The 21,867-nt window shown below is 38.5% G+C and carries 21 protein-coding genes and 1 pseudogene; 4 read left to right on the top strand and 18 right to left on the bottom strand.

From position 1 onward, the window contains the following. Positions 1-2 precede the first annotated feature (2 nt). The 3 genes from ABXT71_RS05830 to ABXT71_RS05820 all read right to left on the bottom strand — a co-directional run bounded on the left by ABXT71_RS05830 (position 3) and on the right by ABXT71_RS05820 (position 2,229). The gene (locus tag ABXT71_RS05830; RefSeq protein ID WP_415372905.1) at positions 3-827 is read right to left on the bottom strand and encodes a glucosaminidase domain-containing protein; all 825 of its coding nucleotides are present in this window, start codon (positions 825-827) and stop codon (positions 3-5) included. After that, positions 824-1,714, bottom strand: a complete 891-nt coding sequence (locus ABXT71_RS05825) for a 1-aminocyclopropane-1-carboxylate deaminase/D-cysteine desulfhydrase (RefSeq protein WP_415372904.1) — start codon at positions 1,712-1,714, stop codon at positions 824-826. Before ABXT71_RS05825 ends, ABXT71_RS05830 begins: the two co-directional genes overlap by 4 nt. Before the next feature lie 350 nt (positions 1,715-2,064). Continuing rightward, a complete protein-coding gene (locus ABXT71_RS05820) occupies positions 2,065-2,229 on the bottom strand; it encodes a hypothetical protein (protein ID WP_415372903.1) in 165 nt (54 codons plus the stop codon). 406 nt (positions 2,230-2,635) lie between these two features. Here ABXT71_RS05820 and ABXT71_RS05815 point away from each other — a divergent pair. The 4 genes and pseudogenes from ABXT71_RS05815 to ABXT71_RS05800 form a co-directional block, all read left to right on the top strand. Next, positions 2,636-2,716: pseudogene (locus ABXT71_RS05815) on the top strand (hypothetical protein); the annotation flags it as partial. Positions 2,717-3,170: 454 nt separating this feature from the next. Then, positions 3,171-3,341: a DUF5522 domain-containing protein gene (locus ABXT71_RS05810; RefSeq protein WP_415373071.1), complete on the top strand. Its 171-nt coding sequence runs from the start codon at positions 3,171-3,173 to the stop codon at positions 3,339-3,341. A gap of 71 nt (positions 3,342-3,412) precedes the next feature. Continuing rightward, the gene (locus ABXT71_RS05805) at positions 3,413-5,395 is read left to right on the top strand and encodes a urocanate hydratase (protein WP_415372902.1); all 1,983 of its coding nucleotides are present in this window, start codon (positions 3,413-3,415) and stop codon (positions 5,393-5,395) included. Between the two features lie 4 nt (positions 5,396-5,399). Continuing rightward, complete coding sequence (locus ABXT71_RS05800) at positions 5,400-5,948, top strand: DUF4136 domain-containing protein (protein ID WP_415372901.1); 549 nt, start codon at positions 5,400-5,402, stop codon at positions 5,946-5,948. A gap of 52 nt (positions 5,949-6,000) precedes the next feature. Here the strand turns inward: ABXT71_RS05800 and ABXT71_RS05795 are convergent, their stop codons facing one another. From ABXT71_RS05795 to ABXT71_RS05725, 15 genes are all read right to left on the bottom strand, one after another. Then, positions 6,001-8,070 carry a thiamine pyrophosphate-dependent enzyme gene (locus ABXT71_RS05795; protein WP_415372900.1) on the bottom strand — a complete coding sequence of 690 codons (2,070 nt, stop codon included), beginning with the start codon at positions 8,068-8,070 and terminating at the stop codon, positions 6,001-6,003. A gap of 92 nt (positions 8,071-8,162) precedes the next feature. Further along, the gene (locus ABXT71_RS05790; RefSeq protein ID WP_415372899.1) at positions 8,163-9,455 is read right to left on the bottom strand and encodes a dihydrolipoamide acetyltransferase family protein; all 1,293 of its coding nucleotides are present in this window, start codon (positions 9,453-9,455) and stop codon (positions 8,163-8,165) included. Positions 9,456-9,539: 84 nt separating this feature from the next. Then, the gene (locus ABXT71_RS05785) at positions 9,540-10,142 is read right to left on the bottom strand and encodes a transferase hexapeptide repeat family protein (RefSeq protein ID WP_415372898.1); all 603 of its coding nucleotides are present in this window, start codon (positions 10,140-10,142) and stop codon (positions 9,540-9,542) included. 78 nt (positions 10,143-10,220) lie between these two features. After that, positions 10,221-10,973: an enoyl-CoA hydratase/isomerase family protein gene (locus ABXT71_RS05780; RefSeq protein WP_415372897.1), complete on the bottom strand. Its 753-nt coding sequence runs from the start codon at positions 10,971-10,973 to the stop codon at positions 10,221-10,223. Positions 10,974-10,993: 20 nt separating this feature from the next. After that, on the bottom strand, positions 10,994-13,543 hold the full coding sequence (paaZ, locus tag ABXT71_RS05775) for a phenylacetic acid degradation bifunctional protein PaaZ (RefSeq protein ID WP_415372896.1): 2,550 nt from the start codon (positions 13,541-13,543) through the stop codon (positions 10,994-10,996). A 9-nt stretch (positions 13,544-13,552) separates the two neighbouring features. Beyond that, complete coding sequence (gene pcaF, locus ABXT71_RS05770) at positions 13,553-14,767, bottom strand: 3-oxoadipyl-CoA thiolase (RefSeq protein WP_415372895.1); 1,215 nt, start codon at positions 14,765-14,767, stop codon at positions 13,553-13,555. 75 nt (positions 14,768-14,842) lie between these two features. Next, the gene (locus tag ABXT71_RS05765) at positions 14,843-15,250 is read right to left on the bottom strand and encodes a PaaI family thioesterase (protein ID WP_415372894.1); all 408 of its coding nucleotides are present in this window, start codon (positions 15,248-15,250) and stop codon (positions 14,843-14,845) included. An 81-nt stretch (positions 15,251-15,331) separates the two neighbouring features. Further along, positions 15,332-16,561 carry a 3-hydroxyacyl-CoA dehydrogenase NAD-binding domain-containing protein gene (locus ABXT71_RS05760; protein ID WP_415372893.1) on the bottom strand — a complete coding sequence of 410 codons (1,230 nt, stop codon included), beginning with the start codon at positions 16,559-16,561 and terminating at the stop codon, positions 15,332-15,334. Between the two features lie 89 nt (positions 16,562-16,650). Next, positions 16,651-16,920 (bottom strand): four helix bundle protein, encoded by a 270-nt coding sequence (locus tag ABXT71_RS05755; RefSeq protein WP_415372892.1) that lies wholly within the window; start codon positions 16,918-16,920, stop codon positions 16,651-16,653. Between the two features lie 53 nt (positions 16,921-16,973). After that, positions 16,974-17,756 (bottom strand): enoyl-CoA hydratase-related protein, encoded by a 783-nt coding sequence (locus ABXT71_RS05750; RefSeq protein WP_415372891.1) that lies wholly within the window; start codon positions 17,754-17,756, stop codon positions 16,974-16,976. A gap of 97 nt (positions 17,757-17,853) precedes the next feature. Continuing rightward, on the bottom strand, positions 17,854-18,357 hold the full coding sequence (paaD, locus tag ABXT71_RS05745) for a 1,2-phenylacetyl-CoA epoxidase subunit PaaD (RefSeq protein ID WP_415372890.1): 504 nt from the start codon (positions 18,355-18,357) through the stop codon (positions 17,854-17,856). A gap of 71 nt (positions 18,358-18,428) precedes the next feature. Next, entirely contained in the window at positions 18,429-19,184 is a 756-nt protein-coding gene (paaC, locus tag ABXT71_RS05740) for a 1,2-phenylacetyl-CoA epoxidase subunit PaaC (RefSeq protein ID WP_415372889.1), read from the bottom strand. 152 nt (positions 19,185-19,336) lie between these two features. After that, a complete protein-coding gene (gene paaB, locus ABXT71_RS05735; RefSeq protein WP_415372888.1) occupies positions 19,337-19,621 on the bottom strand; it encodes a 1,2-phenylacetyl-CoA epoxidase subunit PaaB in 285 nt (94 codons plus the stop codon). A gap of 91 nt (positions 19,622-19,712) precedes the next feature. Then, on the bottom strand, positions 19,713-20,669 hold the full coding sequence (gene paaA, locus ABXT71_RS05730) for a 1,2-phenylacetyl-CoA epoxidase subunit PaaA (RefSeq protein WP_415372887.1): 957 nt from the start codon (positions 20,667-20,669) through the stop codon (positions 19,713-19,715). A 41-nt stretch (positions 20,670-20,710) separates the two neighbouring features. Beyond that, positions 20,711-21,784: a 2Fe-2S iron-sulfur cluster-binding protein gene (locus ABXT71_RS05725; protein ID WP_415372886.1), complete on the bottom strand. Its 1,074-nt coding sequence runs from the start codon at positions 21,782-21,784 to the stop codon at positions 20,711-20,713. Between the last annotated feature and the right edge of the window lie 83 nt (positions 21,785-21,867).

Genomic DNA, 21,867 nt, shown 5'->3' with positions numbered 1-21,867 from the left:
TTTTATTGTAGCTGCAAAGATAGTGTTTGCCCAATTGAAATATCGTTGGAATTTAGACCATTTATACTGCGAAGTTCTTCTACAGTTAATTTGTGTTTCCTTGCTATAGAGTACAAGGTATCACCTTTAACGACCGTATGTGAATTCTGTGATATTTCTGAAGTAGATATACTTTTTTTACGACGCTTCTTATTGCCCAAAACCTCATCATCGTATGCTTCTAGATCGTAGCGCTCAATAATACTAATTAATTTATCTGGATACTTTGGATCTGTTGCGTATCCCGCTTTTCTCAAACCTTTTGCCCAGCCTTTGTAGTCATCTCTTTCTAAAGAGAATAGAGATTTATAGCGACTGCGTTGGGATAAAAATAAGGAGTGATCTCTAAAAGAGCTTTGTGGATCAGTATATTTTCTGAAACATTCTTGTAATTCATCATCGTCATGATATGCGCGTTCACCAGTCCATCCACTGTGACATTTAATCCCAAAATGGTTTTGTGCTTTACGGGTCAATTCTCCTCTACCAGCGCCACTTTCTAATATGCCTTGCGCCAGTGTAATACTCGCAGGAATACCATATGTATCCATTTCTTGTTTGGCAATCTCGCTATATGTGGCAATATAATTTGCTACTACATCTGCATATGTCTCATTTTTTTTAGGCTCTACAACAACAGGTGCTGTTACCCTAGGCTTTTTTCTAGGCGTGTCTTTCACTACACGCTCTGTTCTTTCTTTTGCGACTACTTGTTTCCTTGACTTACACCCTGATTGAACTAAAACGACTAGGAGTAGAACGACAAATATATATATCCCTTTTTTCATATGATACGTGGTAATTTTTTTCTTTTTAATGTTTCATTCATACCAGCAATACCTTGCAGTCCGCCCGTATGAATGGCTAAAATACGGCTATTTTCTTTGAAATATTGTTTTTCCATTAGGTCATAAATACCGTACATCATCTTGCCTGTATATACTGGATCAAGCTGAATTTTATGCGCTATTTTAAACTCATTAATAAAACGAACAAGTACTGTATCTATTTTAGCATAGCCCCCAAAATTATAGTCATCCACAATTTTATAGTTACTGTTGCTCGTATATATTGACACTACTTCCTTCTGAAATGTTCCTTTTAAAGCTGAAAAGCCAAGTACTTGTTGATGTGGCAATGCACTAGAAACGATACCAGCCAAAGTACCTCCTGTCCCCACAGATATGCAGATGTAGTCATAACTAGCGTCATCTGAAGTTAATATTTCTTCGCATCCTTTTACAGCAAGAGCATTTGTACCGCCTTCAGGGATCAAATAAAAATCACCGTACCTTTCCTTAAGATCATCAATAGTGGTTTGTGATTCTTTCATTCTATATGCTTCCCTAGATATAAACTCTAGTTGCATCCCTTGCTCCCTTGCAAATGACAATGTTGCGTTTTCTGAAACCCCACCCCCAAGTTCTTCTCCTCTTATAATCCCTATCGTTTTAAATTGATACTTTTTCCCAGCGGCAGCAACAGCCGCAATATGATTTGAATAGGCACCTCCAAATGTTAAAAGGGTGCGTGTATCTGACATAAGAATTTTTTCTATTTGATATTTTAGTTTTCTAAACTTATTTCCACTTATATCTGGAAATAATAGATCCTCTCGTTTTATGGCAAGTTTATAGTTTTCTAAAGTGTGAATATTAATAATCTCAGCTTTCATTTTTATGAATTAATTCAATGCTAATTACAGGTGTCAATCGTACAAATTTAACACTCTTTCATTTAAACAATGTAATAAAAGACCTCCAAGATGCCGAATTAACTGTTTATAATCTATAGATAAAACTCACATTTATTAATCAATTCTTCACGTAAATGTTAAGTTTTAGCGCGTATCATCTATTCATATTGTGTTTAACAAAATAAAGCAATTACTTTTATCATAAACAAATATTTTACTATGCTAAGTATAGTAGCAATAACCCTCTAAACCTATTAGTAGCTCTTGCTTTTTTTTACCATATATAATGCCCGCTCAAATGGGTATTGGCACCACAACTCCAAATGGTGTTATAGATCTAAATAGTGATCTAGATATTGATAATAAATATGGACTTGTTTTACCAGCGTTGCGCTTTCGAGAACAGACGAAGCAGCCCCTATAATTGACGTAGATCCAGCTGCACTTCCAGGAACACTATCTGTTAGTACCGTTGTGTATAATACTGCAACCAATGGCCTCGGCAGTAACAGTGTTTATTCCAGTATATACATGTGGGATGGTATTGACTAGGTGAATGAATTTCCGAAGAAAAACGCAGAAATATTTAAGCAAACACACCCTCTTAATACCTTAAGAACATTTACAACAGGATCTCACCAAAACATTCCAAATTGAGTAGGACGCACTTTTAAACCAACTTATTCAGGTACTTATAAACTAGAAATAAGTATGAATTGGGGTGGAGTAACTATTGACAACTTAGGAGCAAGGACCAATGTTGCGGTCCAGAAAGAAGTTTTTAAACTTGAATTCGCACGCGATCCAGATGAGTTAATACCATCACACACTTGGTCCGCCAGGCTCGGCTGAGCTATTGCTTACTAATGGATTTTGGAATAAACAGGCGCGAGCTACACCTTAGATATTTCAGCTTTAGAAACTGGTATTTATTACATTGAAGTGTTTACTGATAGCGGCACGATAACGAAAAAAAAATAAAGAATTGAGGACCTTTACAGGTATTTTAAAAATCTCCAAAAAGACCGCTGCTTTAATTAGTTGCGGTCTTTTCCATGTGCATATGCCTCACGCTCAAAGCTGATATTTCTATACGCAGTGTGTTTGTATTTGTACTAAAATATTCTAAAAACACACTCTAGGCTATACCATACATAAAAAGGAAGCAACAATATTTCTACCTGTTTTCTGAGGTCGATTTTTTCGTGATTCACACAAACAGCATCTTTTTTTAAATGCTTCTTCTTGCAAAAACAAAAAGCCAGACCGTCACACCATTAAATCCTTTTAGCACTAAATAAGCACTCACAAAAAAATCATTCGCCCAAATTTTAATGAAAAATTACAGAAATTATACCATTAAAATTTCCGAAGTTAAAATGCATGATTGCCTCTTAAATGTACTGCTGAAATTTTAAATGTTTATTTTTGCGTGATGTTATTTCCGAAGAAAAATATTGAAATTGAAGAAGGTGATTTTTACCTTACTCCAGAAGGCTATAAATGCTTCACAGAGCAGTACCATCTAAAACGGGGGTATTGCTGTGAAAGCGGCTGCCGCCATTGTCCCTATGGTTTTGACAAGAAAACAGGGAAATCAAATTAATAGCCATGACTAATGTGCCTTTACGTGAATAAACCACTGAGCCACAAAGGACACAAAGAAAATGTAGACACATGAATTTCAAAGAAGAAATATTACAAGGCATACCAGCACAAATACCGGGAGTCAAAGCATACGACACGGATGTAAACCATGCGCCTAAGCGTAAAAAAATTCTTTCTTCGGAAGAAGAAATCCTGGCCTTAAAAAATGCGTTACGCTATTTTGAGCCGCAACATCACGCAACCCTCCTACCCGAGTTTAAGCAAGAACTAGATGACTACGGACGTATTTACATGTACCGTTTTCGCCCAGATTATAAAATTTACGCCAGACCTATAAACGATTACCCAGGGAAAAGCGAACAAGCAAAAGCCATCATGTTAATGATCCAGAATAATCTAGATCACGCCGTGGCGCAACACCCACACGAGCTTATCACCTATGGCGGGAACGGAGCCGTTTTCCAGAACTGGGCACAGTACCGTTTAATAATGGCCTATCTAGCTCAAATGACAGAAGAGCAAACCTTGGCTGTATATTCTGGCCACCCAATGGGATTATTCCCTTCGCATAAAGATGCGCCTCGTGTTGTCGTAACAAACGGTATGATGATCCCTAACTACTCTCAACCTGACGATTGGGAGAAATTTAATGCACTGGGAGTAACACAATACGGACAAATGACAGCTGGAAGTTACATGTATATTGGCCCACAAGGGATTGTACACGGGACTACAATTACAGTTTTAAATGGTTTCAGAAAAATAAAAAAATCACCTCAAGGCGGCTTATTTGTAACTTCAGGATTAGGAGGCATGAGTGGTGCCCAACCCAAAGCTGGAAACATAGCAGGATGCGTAACGGTGTGTGGCGAAGTCAATAAAAAAGCGACCCATACGAGACATTCTCAAGGCTGGGTGGACGAAGTCTTTAGTGACCTTGACAAACTGAGCGACAGGGTCAAAGAAGCTCTTGCAGCAAAAGAAGCTGTATCTATTGCCTGGGATGGAAACATTGTAGAAGTGTGGGAGCATTTTGACAAAGAAAACATACATGTAGATTTAGGAAGCGATCAAACCTCCCTCCACAATCCCTGGGCTGGCGGTTATTATCCCGTTGGATTGTCTTATGAGAAATCTGTTACCATGATGGCAAATGATCCAGACCAATTTAAAATAGAAGTACAGCGTTCGCTTAAACGTCACGCAGCTGCTGTTAATAAACACACTGCAAAAGGCACTTACTTTTTTGACTACGGAAATGCTTTTTTGTTAGAAGCCTCGCGAGCGGGTGCAGATATTATGGCAGAAAATGGTATTGATTTTAAATACAACTCTTATGTACAAGACATTATGGGGCCTATGTGTTTTGATTATGGTTTTGGTCCTTTTAGATGGGTTTGTGCCACCGGTGATCCAGAAGATTTAGCAAAGACAGATGCGATTGCCTGTGAAGTTTTAGAAGAGATAATGAAAAATTCTCCCAAAGAAATCCAACAACAAATGCAGGATAACATCACGTGGATTAAAGGCGCTCAAGAAAACAAACTTGTAGTAGGTAGCCAAGCACGTATCCTCTATGCTGATACTGAAGGTAGAACAAAAATCGCAAGTGCTTTTAACAAGCATATTTCCGAAGGAAAAATAGGAACCATCATATTAGGGAGAGATCACCACGATGTTTCTGGGACAGACTCTCCGTATCGTGAGACCAGTAATATCTACGATGGAAGCAGGTTTACGGCAGATATGGCAATACAAAATGTTATAGGCGACAGCTTTAGAGGCGCGACTTGGGTGAGTATTCACAACGGTGGCGGCGTAGGCTGGGGCGAAGTTGTTAATGGCGGATTTGGTATGGTACTTGATGGTAGTAAAGACGCACAACGCCGTCTAGAATCTATGCTTTTTTGGGATGTAACAAACGGAATTGCTCGACGTAGTTGGGCTAGAAATGAAGAAGCTGTTTTTGCTATTAAACGAGAAATGGATCGTAATCCATCATTAAAAGTAACGCTTCCTAATTTTGTAGATGATTCACTTTTTAAAAAATAACGCTATGAAAATTTTTAAACTAGTACCACTTTTTGCCATCCTAGTATTAGCCTCTTGCTCTTCTGTACGAGTCACTACGGATTATGATAGAGAAGCAAACTTCAACGATTTTGGCTCTTTCGCCTTTTTTAAACCCGGTATCGATAAAGCAAAAATTTCTGACTTAGATAAGCGCCGAGTACTTCGCGCTATTGACGGAGAACTTAGCGCAAAAGGAATGGTTAAATCTGAAACGCCAGATCTACTCATAAGTATATTTACAAAAGAAAGCGAGCGTGTTGATGTATATAATAACAACTTTGGTTGGGGCCGAGGCGCTTGGGGCTGGGGAACAGGATTTGGCTGGGGAGGTAATTGGGGCAACACGGTTTCAAAATCTACAGAAGGAACATTATATATAGACCTTATAGATGCTAAAACGCAAGAATTAGTATGGCAAGGTGTAGGCCGTTCTTCTCTATATAGAGGTAGTAACATTGACAAGAAAGAAGAAAAGATTAAGTGTATTGTTTCTGAAATACTAATGGAATACCCTCCTAATCAGGTTAAATAAACCTGAGTTATTCAAATAATAGAAGCCTCTTATAATTATTTATACGAGGCTTTTAATAGTTTAAAAGCTCCTCGATCTTAGCTTTCACCTTTATAGTGGAAGGAATCATAGTTTCTTCCAGCACAGCATTTAAAGGGATTGCAGGCATATTTTCACTTCCAATAATCATCACAGGAGCATCCAGCGACTGAAAACATTCTTCTTGAATACGACCCTGTAAAGCCCTGCTAAAACTATTTTCTGAGGGTTCTTCTGTCACGACTAAACACTTCCCGCATTTACGCACAGATTTAAAAACCGTGTCATAATCTAGAGGATGTAGTGTTCTTAAATCGATAATCTCCACACGATCTGTAACATCCATTTCTCTAGTAGCATTATACGCCCAGTGCACGCCCATTCCGTAGGTAATGATCGTAAGGGTTTCCTCCTCTTCTTGTGGCCATATCTCTTGTAGCACCCATGCTTTTCCAAAAGGCAACATATAATCTTCACTCGGTTCTATAGAAGTTGCCCCCTTCGTTCCTTTCACTTTACTCCAGTATAATCCTTTGTGTTCAAAAATAACGACTGGATTAGGATCGTAATAAGCCGCTTTCATCAAACCTTTTAAATCGGCACCATTACTTGGGTATGCTATTTTTATCCCGCGAATATTACTTACCACGCTTTCTAAAGAAGACGAATGATATGGCCCCCCACTTCCGTAGGCGCCAATAGGCACTCTTAATACCATAGAGACTGGCCATTTACCATTTGACAAATAACAGCTTCTAGAAACCTCTGTAAATAATTGATTCAATCCAGGCCAAATGTAATCTGCAAACTGAACCTCCACAATAGGCTTCAATCCCACTGCGCTCATCCCGACCGTAGAACCTACTATAAATGCTTCTTGAATAGCTGTATTGAAGACTCGATTATCACCAAATTTCTGAGCCAAAGTAGCCGCTTCTCTAAACACACCACCAAGTCGTCCACCTACATCTTGCCCGTACAGTAAACACTCAGGGTGTTTAGCCATCAACTCTTCAATTGCGAATAAAGCACAATCTACCATCACTACCTTCTCGCCCCCTTTTGGTGTGCGCTCTCCTACCTCTTCAGTAACAGGAGTGGGTGCAAAATCGTGGGTAAATAAATCTTCAGGTTTTGGATCTTCTGCTTCTAATGCAGTAGATAGGCTTTTTGTTACTTCCGCTAAGGCAGAAGTCTCAATTTCTTTTACTATTTCTTCGGAAATATTAAAATCCGAAAGTAATTTAAGCATTTTAGGATATGGGTCTTGCGATTTTGCTTCTTCTAAATCGTCACGATAAAACTCCATTCTTACACCAGAAGTATGGTGATTTAATAAAGGAACTTTTGCGTGTACCAAAAATGGGCGACGCTCTGTTCTAATTTTCTCAATGACTTCGTTTATCGTTTTATAACTCTCTTCAAAATCTGTCCCGTCTATAGAAATTGCTTCAAGACCGTGAAAACCAGCTGCATATTCCGCTGCATTTTGAGCTCTTGTTTCTGCAGCGTTTGCACTAATATCCCAACCATTATCCTGCACTAAATAAAGAATAGGCAATTGTTTTAGCGCTGCCATCTGAAAAGCCTCAGCAATCTCACCCTCCGTAACAGACGCGTCACCCAAGGAACAAACTACTATGGGCTGATCATCGCGTACCTGTTGCGCAATGGCTTCATTGATTCCTAAGCTTTCCATATAAGAAAACCCTAGTGCAACACCTGTAGCAGGTATGGCCTGCATTCCCGTAGCACTACTTTGATGCGGAATCTTAGGCTTGTCATCATCTCGTAGACTTGGGTGCGCATAATAGGTACGCCCTGCAGAAAATGGATCATCCTTCTTTGCCAACACTTGCAACATCATCTCATAAGGAGTCATACCTATAGCAAGCAACATAGCGTCATCACGATAATATGGAAACATATAATCTTGTGGCTTCAATTGCATCCCCACAGCTGTTTGTATGATCTCGTGCCCGCGCGAAGTAGCGTGTACATATTTTGAAACCAACTTAAAATTCTCTTCATAAATTTCAGTCATCGACTTTGCAGTGACGAGGTTCTTGAAGGCTTTTAATACTATTTCTTTAGAAATCTTCATTTTGTATCAATGCAGAATACATCTGCATTCGTTTTAAACTTTTATCGGCAGTCAAATTTATTAAGGTCTCGACTGCGCTCGACCAAACATCATTAGTAGCTTCGATCCACATCAAAATTTTCCATATTATCAGCAATCCTTTTCAAGAAGGAACCTGCTAAATACCCATCTACTATCCTATGGTCAAAAGAGAGTGATAGATACATCATACTTCTTATTTCAATTACATCACCATCTTCCTTTTCCATCACCTCAGCGCGCTTTTTAATGATTCCTGTTGCCAGTATCGCTGCTTCTGGTTGATTGATTATTGGAGTTCCCATTAAACTTCCAAAAGTCCCCACATTACTAATTGTAAATGTGCTGCCTTTCATATCATCTCCTTTCAACGTTCCGGATCGAGATTTTCCCACCAACTCATTTGTTGCAGCAGCTAGTCCTTTTAGATCTTTTTTATCTGCATTCTTAACTACAGGAACTATTAAATTTCCTGATGGCAAAGCTGTTGCCATCCCAATATTAATGTCTTCTTTTACTATTATATTTTTCCCATCTAATGATGAGTTAATCATCGGAAAATCTTTGATAGCATTTGCTACCGCTTCAATAAATAGTGGTGTGAATGTTAACTTTTCGCCATGTTTTTTCAGAAACTCCAGCTTGTTGGCATTTCGCCAAGTAACCATATCTGTAAGATCTGCTTCCACATATGCAGTTACATGTGGCGAAGTATGCTTACTATACACCATATGGTCTGCAATCATCTCCCGCATACGATCCATCTCAACAATCTTACCTGTGCCCTTATCAAACTTCAAATCTGGAACTTGAAAACCTGATGGTACTGCGGCTGCTTGCGCAAACTGAAATGGTCTTCCTTCTTGCAGATAGTTGGTTACATCGCTTTTTCTCAACCTTCCATCTTTTCCAGTTCCAATAATGCGCGCCAACTCTTCATAAGAAATATGATGTTTTCTAGCCACAGCGTCTACTAATGGAGAGATAAAAAGATTTTCGTTTACTTTGAAAGATTTAGATCTAGCATTGCCACCCTGAATTTGTTGAAGGGCAGGCTTTTTAGCTTTTTCTAAACTTCTATTACTTGACTTCTCTTCAGTCTTTAAAATTTTTGCGGAAGCTACATCACTCAACTCGAGCATCGCAATCGTTGCACCCACAAGCACTAAGTCGTTAGCTGAAACTTGATGTGAAATCATTTTTCCAGAACTTGGCGCTGGCACTTCATTATCCACTTTATCTGTCGCAACCTCAACGATAATATCTCCTTCCTCAAAAGAATCTCCTTCTTGAACCAACCAATTTAGGATCGTTCCTTCTGTGATACTCTCACCCATTTTGGGCATCTTAAATTCTATTTTTGACATCTTATTTTCATTGTCAGGCAGAGCCTGTAGAAGTCACTTTTGCTTTCGAATGCACTTCGACAAGCATCGTGTGACATCATTATATTATTTAGTATGAGACTTCATCTCTTGAAGCGTCTTATAAAAATCTTCTTGTTTTGGCCTATCCTTCGGGATTTCTCGCAAAGGCACTACTTCTCTTAAACTCTCGTGGCAATCTGCAGGTAATTGCTGATACAACTTTGTGCCTGCAGTTTTCCAAGCAATCATTTCTTCAGAAACCTCTTTTATAGATTTTGCTGGATTCCCAACAATTAATTGTCTCTTTTCAAATACGGTTTCCGCTTTTACAAATGCCATCGCTCCAACGATGCATTCATCGCCTATTTCGGCATCATCCATAATCACACTGTTCATCCCAATAAGGCAATTTCTACCCAAATTTGCTCCGTGAATCACTGCACCGTGACCTACGTGCGCCCCTTCTTTTAGAACAATACTTTTTCCTGGAAACATATGAACAGTACAATTTTCTTGCACATTCACTCCATCTTCCAGAATAATCTCGCCCCAATCACCACGTATAGCAGCTCCCGGACCTATGTAACAATTCTTTCCAACAATCACATTACCAGTAACCACCGCTAATGGATGGACGAAACTTGATTCGTGAATTACAGGTATGTGACCTTTGAAGGAATATATCATAATTGAATATCGAATAATGAATTTTGAATATCGAACTCAGAAATACTTCTTCATTTAATATTCGAAATTCGGTGTTCATTACTTAAATCTCTTTAATGTCTCTTTAGTAAACTCGCTCAACACCAATCTTCCAGATATCTCTGCTCTTTCTGCTAATAAGGTATCCCAATTTTCAGTACCAGACCACATCACTTTTTTCATTTCCTTCATTGCTTCAGGATTGTAATTGCAAAGATTCTCTGCAAATGCTTGTACTGCTTCATCCAATGCTTCAGTAGATTTATGTACACTTGCATAGAGCCCTTTTTGCCTAGCCCATTCTGCATCGTAAAAACTATTTGCATCAATCGCTATCTGACTCATTCCTGTTAAACCTAACTTTCTTTCAACCGCTGGCCCAACAACGAATGGTCCAATACCAATATTCAGTTCACTTAATTTTATACTAGCAAATTTACTCGCCATACAGTAATCTGTTGCGCTTGCTACTCCTACTCCGCCACCAACAGTTTTTCCCTGTACACGACCAATTATGAATTTAGGGCATTTCCGCATTGCGTTAATTACATTCGCAAAACCACTGAAAAACACACGTCCTGTTTCAGCATCGTTAATACTTATTAGCTCTTTAAAACTCGCTCCCGCACAAAACGTGCGCACTCCTCCACTTTTTAGGATGATTACTTTTACAGCATCATTCTCCCCTGCTTCCGTGATTGTTTTTCGCAACTTTTCAAGAATATCTCCCGGTAAGCTATTGTGTGCTGGGTGGAAAAATTCTATGGTTGAGATTCCGTTTTGTATTTCTTCTTTTACGTATGGTGCTGTCATTTATATATTCTTAAGGCTCGTTATCTTTTTTTTATTAAATCAAACTGCTCAAAGTGATGATTTAAATGCTTTCGTTCTAACAAATATGATTCATATTTATTCAATTCTCCAAAAACTAAATTCTTTAAAATCGCATCTGGATTTTCTTTAAAAAATGCGAGATACTTAAATCGTTGCTCCAAGAATTTTGCCTTTGCTGTTTCTAAATCTGGATGTTGTAAAGCAGCCAGTGTATCTTTTTCTAATTGCGGAAATCTAGAGTTTTGCGGAAACTTCTTAAAATTATATAGACTGTCATGGGTTATATCTAAATACTTTTCTGGTGTTGCAATTTCAAAATCTTGAATATCTCCCGAAGCAATTTTATAGGTATATTCTAGATGCTCTAACATATGTTGAGGCGTCATCATTCCCCACGCAGGCTTACTTTCTTCTGAAAGTGTATTGAGACATGACTGGATCGTTTCGTTTGTCATTTCTGTAAAAACCTCTTGTTTCTTTTCTACCATTGTTAAAATGGTTGCAATACAAACTAAAGGATCTTCCTTCTCAGCATCTGCTGGTAAAATAGCGTTAGCACTATCTACATTTGTATCAAAAATCTCTACATACCATTTTACAATTCCGCTTGGATGTTCTGTACCTCTAGAGTCTCTGTCTACTTTTTGCTTACACGTTAATCGCACGTATAATGTGTCGCCATCATAAATAGGACGTAAAAATCTAATTTCTTCTAAACCATAATTTGCAGCTACAGGGCCTTTGTTAGGATACACAAAAAGTCCTGCTGCCATTGATATAATAAAATATCCATGAGCCGTTCTCTTTTCAAAAATACTTCCATCTAGCGATGTAATATCTGTATGTGCATAAAAGTGATCCCAGGTAATATTTCCGAAGTTTACAATATCTGTATCTGTAATTGTTCGGTTATGTGTTTTAAGTGACATCCCTGGTTTGATGTCTTCCCAATGGTATGCGAAAGGATGTTTTGGCGACTCTTTGTAGTCGGCTTTTGGTTGGTACATTCCTGTAACTGCAGTTAAGGTGGTTGGACTTCCCTGAATGGCGCAACGTTGTAAATAATGTTTAATACCGCGCATTCCTCCCATTTCTTCTCCTCCACCTGCACGTCCTGGACCACCGTGAATTAATCCTGGTAACGGCGAACCGTGTCCTGTACTTTGCTTCGCACTTTCACGATTTAATATTAAAATACGCCCGTGATGGCTTGCTGCATTCACTGCATATTCTGTCGCAATTTTATCATCATTTGTAATGATAGAACTCACTAAAGATCCTTTACCCATCTTCGCTAAAGTGATAGCATCTTCTAAAGTATCGTAAGGCATTAGCGTACTTACTGGACCAAAAGCTTCGGTCACGTGAGCGTTCTCATTTTTTAATGGATTGTCTTCTCGCATCAAAATAGGTTTCATAAAAGCACCCTTTTGTGAATCTGCGCCTAAAGCTTCAAAGTCATTAAAATTACCGTAGACCATCTCTGCAGTCTGCGCAATCTTCTCGACCTGTTCTTTGACGCTATTTCGCTGTGCATCGTTAACCAAACTTCCCATTCTCACTTCTCTCAAACGAGGATCGCCAATAGTCACTTTATCTAACTGCTTTGCTAATGCAAACTGTACATCTTCTATTAAATCTTGTGGCACAATAATACGACGGATTGCCGTACACTTCTGACCACATTTTGTTGTCATCTCATTACGAACTTCCTTAACGAACAAATCGAATTCTGGAGTTCCAGGCACTGCATCTTTTCCTAAAATAGCTGCATTTAAGCTATCTGCTTCCATCGTGAATGGAACCGATTCTGCAGTGAGCTGCGGATGGTTTTTAAGAATGCGTCCTATTTTTGCAGATCCTGTAAAAGTTACAACATCTTGCGAATGAACGGTGTCTAGTATATTCTTAGCGGTACCACTAATCAACTGCAAAGATCCTTCAGGTAAAATTCCCGAAGCAATAATTTCTCTTACAACGGCTTCTGTCAAATATGCTGTTTGGGGCGCTGGCAATACAACTGCTGGCATTCCTGCCATCCAGTTCACCGCACACTTTTCAAGCATTCCCCATACCGGAAAATTAAAAGCATTTATATGTACTGCAACTCCTTCACGCGGAACCATAATGTGGTGCGCCATAAAACGACCTCCTCGTGATAAATCTATAGGATCTCCTTCTACGTGATATGTTTGATTAGGGAATAATTTACGAAGGGATGCATTTGCAAAAAGATTTCCGAAGCCTCCTTCAATATCTACCCAACTATCACGCTTTGTAGCGCCAGTGCGGTAGCTAATTTCGTAAAATGCTTGTTTTCTTTTTTCAAGATATAGCGCAAGACTCTTCAACATATTTCCGCGTTGTTGAAAGGTCATTTTACGTAGAACATTCCCTTTTTCGCGACCGTATTGTAAAATAGATGGAACATCTAGTCCTTCAACAGTAGTGCTTGTAAAATGTTCGCCCGTAATAGAATCAAAAACAGGAATTCCTTCGCCGTTTCCAGATTGCCATTGGCCTTGTATGTAGTGTTGTGTTTTATTCATTTTATTGAATTATAAATTCATATTTTCAATAATTGCGGCATATCCTTGACCTACTCCAATACACATTGTAATTAAAGCATATCGTTTATTCATCTCTTGCAATTCTAATGCAGCCGAATAGGCAATTCTAGCCCCTGTAACACCAAGCGGATGTCCTATAGCGATTGATCCGCCATTAGGGTTTATTCTTACATCATCATCTGCCAATCCCCATGCTCTAATACAGGCTAAGGCTTGTGACGCAAAAGCTTCATTTAACTCAATTACATCCATATCTTCCATCTTCAAACCAGCCTTTGCTAGTGCTTTATTAGAAGCGTTTACAGGACCAATACCCATAATTCTAGGCTCAACACCTACTACTGCAGAACTTACAATTCTTGCCATAGGTTTTAAACCGTATTTTTTAACAGCATCTTCACTAGCAATAATAGTTGCCGCTGCACCATCGTTTAGTCCTGATGCGTTTCCTGCCGTAACACTACCCCCTTCTTTTTTGAAAGCTGGGCGTAGTTTTGCTAAAATTTCTTTGGAAGAATTTGGCTTTATAAACTCATCATCCTTAAAAATAATTGGATCTTTTTTTCGCTGCGGAATTTCAACAGCAACAATTTCTTTTGCCAATCTACCAGATTTTTGAGCAGCCGTTGCCTTCATCTGACTATTATATGCAAAGGCATCTTGATCTTCACGAGTGATATTATATTTTTCCACTAGGTTCTCTGCAGTAACTCCCATACCATCAACACCATATAATTCTTGCATTTTCGGATTGACAAAACGCCATCCAAAAGTAGAATCATACATTTTACTATCACCACCAAATGCTGTGGAAGGTTTTGCCATCACATACGGTCCGCGTGTCATATTCTCAACGCCGCCTGCGATAAATAAATCGCCGTCACCGGCTTTTATAGCGCGGTTTGCGTGAATAATAGCGCTCAAGCCGCTACTACATAATCTATTTACAGTTTCACCCGGGACAGAAAATGGAAGTCCTGCAAGCAGCAAACTCATTCGTGCTACATTACGATTGTCCTCTCCTGCTTGGTTTGCGCAGCCCATGATTACATCTTCATATGCATCTTTCGGGATGTTAGGATATTTGTCAGTCACCGCTTTAATTACCAATGCTCCCAAATCATCTGTGCGTATGGCACTTAATGTTCCTTTATAACTCCCGATAGGGGTTCTTACTCCGTCAATTATATATGCTTCTTTCATATTTTCATTTTAGACGCACGATATATGAGTGCGATTTCTTTAATCGTCCTCCGCAAAACTACCATCGTACATTATTTATTCTGTCCAATCTTTCGAGGTTCTATAAACGACTCCCTTAAAGAGTGCTACTAGTTCTTCGCCTCGTTTCACTTCTACAATATTAAAACCTACCTTATTCTTTTGATGATCTAATGTTGCTTCTGCTGTGATGAAATCTCCTTCTTCAAGTGCCTCAATATGGTTGATACTTGTTTCAATAGATACTGCATACTTTCCGTGAGTATTTGCCGTGAAGCCAAAAGCAGTGTCTGCAAGAGAATAACTGATTCCACCGTGTGCTTTATCCATGCTATTGAGCATTTCTTTTCTAATTGTCATTCCTACTTTCACCCATCCTACTTCGCATTCTAGGATCTCAATTCCTAGCCAAGTTGAGTAGGCATCTTGCGATAGCATTTTATATGGTATTTTATTTCCTTGCATTTTTTTATGTCAGGTTGAGTTTGTCAAAGCCCCATTCAATATTGTCAATTATTACCCTTCGACGGGTTCAGGGTGACAGTTCTATTTATTAAAGAACGTTTTATTTGCTCTATTCATTCTTCTCAACATTGGAGAACAACGATACCTATCTTCACGATACTCATCGTACAAGGTATCTAATTTCTCAACACACCAGTCCATTCCTTTTTCATCTGCCCAAGCGAGTAATCCTTTTGGGTAATTAACACCTTTGGTCATGGCGCTATCAATATCCTCCGCACTTGCGATGTTTAAAAATAAGGCGTCTGCAGCTTCATTTATGAGCATCACTAATACCCGATTAAAAATTTGTTCTGTTACAGTTGCGTCAATAGTACTTGTGGCTACATCAGAGTTTTCAACTTTCTTTCCATTGTGGTCGTACTCGTAATATCCAACCCCCGATTTACGCCCTAAATATCCAGCTTCAGAAAAACGTTTCTGTGTAAATGACGGCTTGTATCTTGGGTCAAAATAGAAGGCCGTAAATACCGTCTCTGTCACGGTGTAGTTTACATCGTTTCCAATAAAATCCATCAATTCGAAAGGTCCCATTCTAAAACCTCCCAAGCTTTTCATTGCGTGATCGATGGTCGAAAAATTTGCGATTCCTTCTTCGTAAATCCGCAAGGCTTCTCCATAAAACGGTCTTGCGACTCTATTGACAATAAAGCCTGGAGTATCTTTAGCCACGGCTACAACTTTTTTCCAGCTAGAGATGGTATCTATAGATTCCTCGAGTACCTCGTACGATGTTTGAATCGCAGGAATCACCTCCACTAATTTCATTAAGGGTGCAGGATTAAAAAAGTGAATCCCAACACAGCGGTTTGGATTTTCTAAGGAGGACGCTATCGAGGCAATCGAAAGAGAAGAAGTATTAGAAGCTATAATACAATCATCGCTCACATAGCTTTCTAACTCTTGAAAAACCTTTTTCTTAATATCTAGATTCTCCACAATTGCCTCAATCGTCATATGACTATCTGCTAATTCCTTCAAAGAATTCACATAGCTTATATTATCCTGAATACGCTTTTTTTCTTCGGAAGTAACACGACCTTTTTCAACTAAGCGTGTCATTATTTTTTCTAATGAAGCCTCTGCTTTATCTAAAGCCGCTTGATTAAGATCAAACAATTTTACAACACAACCAGCCGTGGAGGCAACTTGTGCAATTCCAGAACCCATTGTTCCTGCCCCTATAATACCAATTTTAGAAATTGTAGATTGTGGATTAACGATTGTTGATTTTTGATTTGATAGTGTCATTAGATTTATTTTTTAGATGCCGTTTTAATACTTACCACGAAAATTGAAATGAGCTGATTGTTTTCATCTAACAATCTATCTATCTCCTCTTAATTCAATAGTAGCTTTGCTCCTTTTTGTATTTTCATATTAACGTAAGACTCTCTTAATTCTTTTAAGCTAATTCTCATTTTATGAAGAAAATCCTTCGTTGATTCTCCACTTCTTTCCTCTCCATAATTGAGCGCTACAGAAGTACTAGACCTAATCAATTGTTTTGTGAGATGCTCTGCAGCAAACGATTTATCCAGACTCTTGCAAAGCAGAATTACCTCTACTGCAAATTGAATAAGCCGTTCCTCTAATTGATTCGGTTTCATATGTTTATTTTGGTTCAAAAATCAACAATCGTTAATCTTCAATCGTTAATCAACTAGATACCTTTAAACAAGGGTTTTCTTTTCTCTACAAACGCTGCAACACCTTCTGCATAATCCTCTGTAGAAGCTGATTCAATTTGTAATTTACTTTCTAATATTAACTGTTGCTCAAGATTGTTATTCATTGATTGATTAAGCAACCTTTTTGTTAAGCCCAATGCTTTTGTTGGCATATTAGCGAGGGTCAATGCTTTTAGGTTAACTTCTTCCATTAAATTTTCTGAAGCAACAACACTGTATATCATCCCCATTTGTTCTGCTTTTTCTGCTGAAATTTTATCTCCTAACATCATTATAGCAGATGCTTTTCCAAACCCTATTAATCGTGGTAGGAAGAACGTCCCAGCACTATCTGGAATCAATCCTATTTTACTAAACGCCTGGATAAAACTTGCTTTATCACTTGCAATCACCACATCACAGGCTAATGCAATATTTGCTCCCGCACCTGCTGCCACCCCGTTGACTCCACAAACAATAGGCTTTTCAATGGATCGAATTCTTTTCACAATAGGGTTATAGTGATCGTCTAAAATTTTCTTGAAGCCAGGATTTAAATCTGGGTTTGTAATTTCGCCAATGTCTTGACCAGCGCAAAAAGCTCTGCCATTCCCAGTGATTATGATAGCTCTTACCGTTTTTTCTTTTTCACAAGCATCTAATTCATCCTGTAATAAAAACGCCATCTCTTTATTAAAGCTATTAAAAACTTCTGGACGATTTAAGGTGAGGGTGGCTACACCGTTGATAATGTCTTTTGTTATTGGTTGGGTCATTTAGAAAAAAATTGGAGATTGGAGATTAGCGATTTTTAATTTTTGAACTATTCGTCCTTCAATTAAAAAATCAAAAAGCCACAATCGTTAATCATTATTATTTCAAACATTTAAAGTAGTCGAATGGTTCTAGACAGTCATCGCATTTAAACAATGCTTTGCAGGCTGTGGAACCAAACTGGCTGACTAAATGCGTATTTGCACTTTTACATTGCGGACATATTACTTTTTTAGCATTGCCAAGCAATACTTCTTTGTCTGCTGTTTCTGATAGTGGTCTGGCGATGCCGTAGGCTTCCATTTTCTGTAATCCTGCCTCACTTATCCAGTCTGTACTCCACGCGGGACTTAACACTAATTCTACCTCGACTGTTTTTCCAAGAGGCTCAAAAGCTTTTTTTAAATCATCTCCTATTACATCCATCGCTGGGCAACCGCTATACGTAGGTGTTAGCTTTACTTTTACAACAGTACCTTCTTCTATAGCTTCTCTGATTACGCCCAAATCTAACACGGTCAACACGGGAATTTCAGGGTCACTTACTTTTTCCAGAATTGGAATTAAGTGAGGGTCGATATTAGCTGGTTGGGTTATAATCATAAAAAATTGGAGATTAACGATTGTTGATTGTTGAACTCTTCAATCAAAAATCCTCAATCGTTATTTATTCGCTACCATTCCATATTAGGATATGTACGCTGCATATATTGTAAATCACTTAAAATATAGCCCATATATTCACTATGTATTCCTTTTTTACCACCTCTTGTAAAATATATACCCTGAGGAACAGCGATATTTGATTCTTTCAATAATTCTGAAACTTCTTTATAATATGTTTCTTTGAATTTTGAGGTATCCACTCCTATTCCCTCAACAATCATTGCTTCGTCTGCTTCCGTTAGATCAAAAAGCTCATCTGTGTACGCCCATAAATCATCAATAGCTTCCTGCATCTTCTCATTACTTTCCTCCGTTCCATCTCCTAATCGCTTTACCCAATCTCCAGAAAAACGTTTGTGATAGCTCACTTCTTTAATTCCTTTTTTTGCAATCGCGGCTAGTGTTTCATCTTTGCTTTTTAGCATCTCAGTCATAAACAAAAGATGAAATACATCAAATAAATACTGACGCCCCATTACATAACCAAAGTGGTCATTAGGTTGCTCTACCAACAATACATTTTTGTATTCTCGCTCTAAACGCAAAAAGGCCAAGTCATCTTCGGTCTTTCCTTCTCCTTGCACTTTAGCAGCGTATTGATAGTAATTACGGGTTTGACCAATTAAGTCAAGTGAGATATTTGTACCTGCAATATCTGTTTCAAGCGTTGGACCGTGACCGCACAGTTCTCCTAGGCGTTGCGCTAGGATAAGGGAGTTGTCGGCGATACCGAGGATGTAATTGTATAAACGTGTGTTATTCAAAATTTAAAATTTATTGGAGATTGCTGATTGTGGATTTTTGAACGGTTTTAATTATTGAACCGAAGAATGTGTACTTATAAAGTTTTACTTCGATGTTCATCAATCCTTATACTTCTCAAATCAAAAATAGTTATTCAAAAATCGTTAATTTTTTACATGTGCTTCACCTCATCCGGTAAATCATAAAAAGTAGGGTGACGATACACCTTGTCCTGTGCTGGCTCAAAAAGTTCGCCATTGTGTTCAGGATTGCTAGCGGTAACATCACTACTTTTTACCACCCAAATACTAACACCTTCGCTTCTTCTAGTGTACACGTCCCGCGCATTTTCTAGCGCCATTTCTGCATCAGATGCGTGAAGACTTCCAAAATGACGATGCTCTAATCCGTTTTTACTTCTTACGAAGATTTCCCATAAGGGCCAGTTTTTACTCATATTATTTTAGTCTTGAGTTGTGAGTCTTGAGTTGTGAGTCTTGAATTATGAACTGAGACGTATTTTCTCAGAACTCAAGACTCACAACTATTTAAATAACTTTCTTTAATTTTCTTGCTTCTTTCTTATCTGCATGTGCCATTGCGGCATCGCGAACCCATTCTCCATTTTCCCATGCGCTAACTCTCGCTTTCATTCGTTGTTTATTGCAAGGGCCATGGCCTTTTACTACTTGCCAGAACTCATCCCAGTTTATTTCACCAAAATCATAGCTACCTGTTTCTTCATTAAACTTTAAATCTGGATCTGGGATAGTCAAGCCAAGAATATCTGCTTGTGGTACTGTTTGATCAATAAACTGTTGACGCAAATCATCATTTGACTTTCGTTTTAGCTTCCATTTCATAGACTGCTCCGTGTGGATACTTTCTGCATCTGTAGGCCCTAGCATCATTAAACTTGGCCACCACCATCTGTTTAATGCATCTTGCGCCATGTCTTTCTGCTCTTGAGACCCATTACAAAGCTTGTGCATTATCTCAAAGCCTTGTCGCTGGTGAAAAGATTCTTCTTTACACACACGCACCATTGCTCTTGCATATGGACCAAAAGAGGTGTTGCATAATGGTACTTGATTGATAATCGCGGCACCATCAACTAGCCAACCTACAGCTCCCATATCTGCCCAAGTAACTGTTGGGTAATTAAAGATGGAAGAATACTTTGCTTTTCCTGAATGTAATTGTTCGTATAGCTCGTTACGAGAAATCCCTAATGTTTCACAGGCTGAATACAAATACAACCCGTGCCCAGCTTCATCTTGAACTTTAGCCAATAAAGCAGCTTTTCTTCTTAACGAAGGTGCTCTCGAAATCCAATTTCCTTCTGGCAACATCCCTACGATTTCGCTGTGGGCATGTTGCGACATTTGCCTGATATGTGTCTTTCGATACTTTTCTGGCATCCAATCTTTAGGCTCAATCTTTTCATCGCGTGCAATACGTGCTTCAAAAATTTCTTCTAAGTTTTTTACTTGTTCGTTGCTCATAGTTTTTTGCTTTATGCAGAAGGCCTTTAGCCTTAAGCTCATTAGACATCAAAATCTACTATTACTTTATCTGTGGTTGGGACCGCTTGGCAGCTCAAAACAAGATTTTGAGACACTTCTTTATCACTCAACGCATAATTTATTTTCATCTCGACAGCTCCTTCTTTTACTTCGCATTTACAAGTACTGCAAACACCACCTTTACAGGCAAAGGGCAAGTCTGCGCCTGCTCCTAAAGCGGCATCGAGAATGTTATCGTATTCTTTGGTCATCACAAAGGAGAACTCTTTTCCTCCATCCATAATTGTGATCTCCGTTCCTTCAACATTTTGCTGTGCAAGACGCTCTTGTCTCGACTTATCTTCTTCTGTTAATCCTGTTACGAATAATTCAAAATGTACATTCTCTTTTGGCAAGCCTTTTGCAACTAAATATTCACTCACATAATTAACCATCGTTTCTGGCCCGCAAAGAAATACTTCGTTTGTATCTGGAATGTCAATGAAATTCTTTGTCAATACCGCCATTTTTTCATCATCAAAGCGACCATTGAACAACTCGATATCTCTTCTTTCTTTAGTTAAGAAATAATAGATTTCAAAACGTCCAAAATACTTATTACGCAACTGCTCTAATTCTTCTTTAAAGATAATCGATTTTGCCGTTTTATTCACATAAAAAAGCTTGCATGTTGACTGAGGTTCAGCAGCTAAGTGAGCTTTCACCATAGATAACACAGGGGTAATACCACTACCTGCCGCAAAGAATAAATAATTTTTTTCTTCGGAAGGCTGACATGCTACCCCAAAATTACCGCTAGGTGCCATGACTTCAAGTTCGTCACTAGTCTTTAAACTTTCATTCACAAAGGTTGAAAAAGCACCGCCTAGAATTTGCTTCACTGCCACTTTCCATTCTCCATCTGCTGGGCTTGAACAAAGACTATAGGAACGCCTGGTGTCTTCGCCATCTATATCGGCCTTCAGGGTTAAATGTTGTCCTTGACGAAATTTAAATTCGCTTGAAATTTCCGAAGGTACAGCAAAGGTCACGACCGATGTATCGTCCGTCTCTTTGTAAATATCTTTTATTTTGAGTTTATGAAATATAGCCACTGTTATTTGCTGGTTTATACGACAAAACTAACGATTGTTAGTTAGATATGCAAATCCCTATTAAACTCACCAAAACAGGCAGG

Origin of the sequence: Patiriisocius sp. Uisw_047 (genome assembly GCF_047730165.1) — a bacterium.
Classification (GTDB): domain Bacteria; phylum Bacteroidota; class Bacteroidia; order Flavobacteriales; family Flavobacteriaceae; genus Patiriisocius.
Note: the sequence above shows the minus strand (reverse complement) of the source record. Positions and strands in the feature narration are given on the sequence as shown.

What these genes read in the sequence shown, in the direction of transcription:
- ABXT71_RS05790 (WP_415372899.1), bottom strand. Translation starts at nt 9,455, where the DNA reads ATGTCAAAAATAGAATTTAAGATGCCCAAAATGGGTGAGAGTATCACA.
- ABXT71_RS05785 (WP_415372898.1), bottom strand. Translation starts at nt 10,142, where the DNA reads ATGATATATTCCTTCAAAGGTCACATACCTGTAATTCACGAATCAAGT.
- ABXT71_RS05805 (WP_415372902.1), top strand. Translation starts at nt 3,413, where the DNA reads ATGAATTTCAAAGAAGAAATATTACAAGGCATACCAGCACAAATACCG.
- paaD (WP_415372890.1), bottom strand. Translation starts at nt 18,357, where the DNA reads ATGATTATAACCCAACCAGCTAATATCGACCCTCACTTAATTCCAATT.
- ABXT71_RS05760 (WP_415372893.1), bottom strand. Translation starts at nt 16,561, where the DNA reads ATGACACTATCAAATCAAAAATCAACAATCGTTAATCCACAATCTACA.
- ABXT71_RS05780 (WP_415372897.1), bottom strand. Translation starts at nt 10,973, where the DNA reads ATGACAGCACCATACGTAAAAGAAGAAATACAAAACGGAATCTCAACC.
- ABXT71_RS05765 (WP_415372894.1), bottom strand. Translation starts at nt 15,250, where the DNA reads ATGCAAGGAAATAAAATACCATATAAAATGCTATCGCAAGATGCCTAC.
- ABXT71_RS05830 (WP_415372905.1), bottom strand. Translation starts at nt 827, where the DNA reads ATGAAAAAAGGGATATATATATTTGTCGTTCTACTCCTAGTCGTTTTA.
- ABXT71_RS05795 (WP_415372900.1), bottom strand. Translation starts at nt 8,070, where the DNA reads ATGAAGATTTCTAAAGAAATAGTATTAAAAGCCTTCAAGAACCTCGTC.
- paaZ (WP_415372896.1), bottom strand. Translation starts at nt 13,543, where the DNA reads ATGAATAAAACACAACACTACATACAAGGCCAATGGCAATCTGGAAAC.
- pcaF (WP_415372895.1), bottom strand. Translation starts at nt 14,767, where the DNA reads ATGAAAGAAGCATATATAATTGACGGAGTAAGAACCCCTATCGGGAGT.
- ABXT71_RS05800 (WP_415372901.1), top strand. Translation starts at nt 5,400, where the DNA reads ATGAAAATTTTTAAACTAGTACCACTTTTTGCCATCCTAGTATTAGCC.
- paaB (WP_415372888.1), bottom strand. Translation starts at nt 19,621, where the DNA reads ATGAGTAAAAACTGGCCCTTATGGGAAATCTTCGTAAGAAGTAAAAAC.
- ABXT71_RS05810 (WP_415373071.1), top strand. Translation starts at nt 3,171, where the DNA reads ATGTTATTTCCGAAGAAAAATATTGAAATTGAAGAAGGTGATTTTTAC.
- ABXT71_RS05750 (WP_415372891.1), bottom strand. Translation starts at nt 17,756, where the DNA reads ATGACCCAACCAATAACAAAAGACATTATCAACGGTGTAGCCACCCTC.
- paaA (WP_415372887.1), bottom strand. Translation starts at nt 20,669, where the DNA reads ATGAGCAACGAACAAGTAAAAAACTTAGAAGAAATTTTTGAAGCACGT.
- ABXT71_RS05825 (WP_415372904.1), bottom strand. Translation starts at nt 1,714, where the DNA reads ATGAAAGCTGAGATTATTAATATTCACACTTTAGAAAACTATAAACTT.
- ABXT71_RS05755 (WP_415372892.1), bottom strand. Translation starts at nt 16,920, where the DNA reads ATGAAACCGAATCAATTAGAGGAACGGCTTATTCAATTTGCAGTAGAG.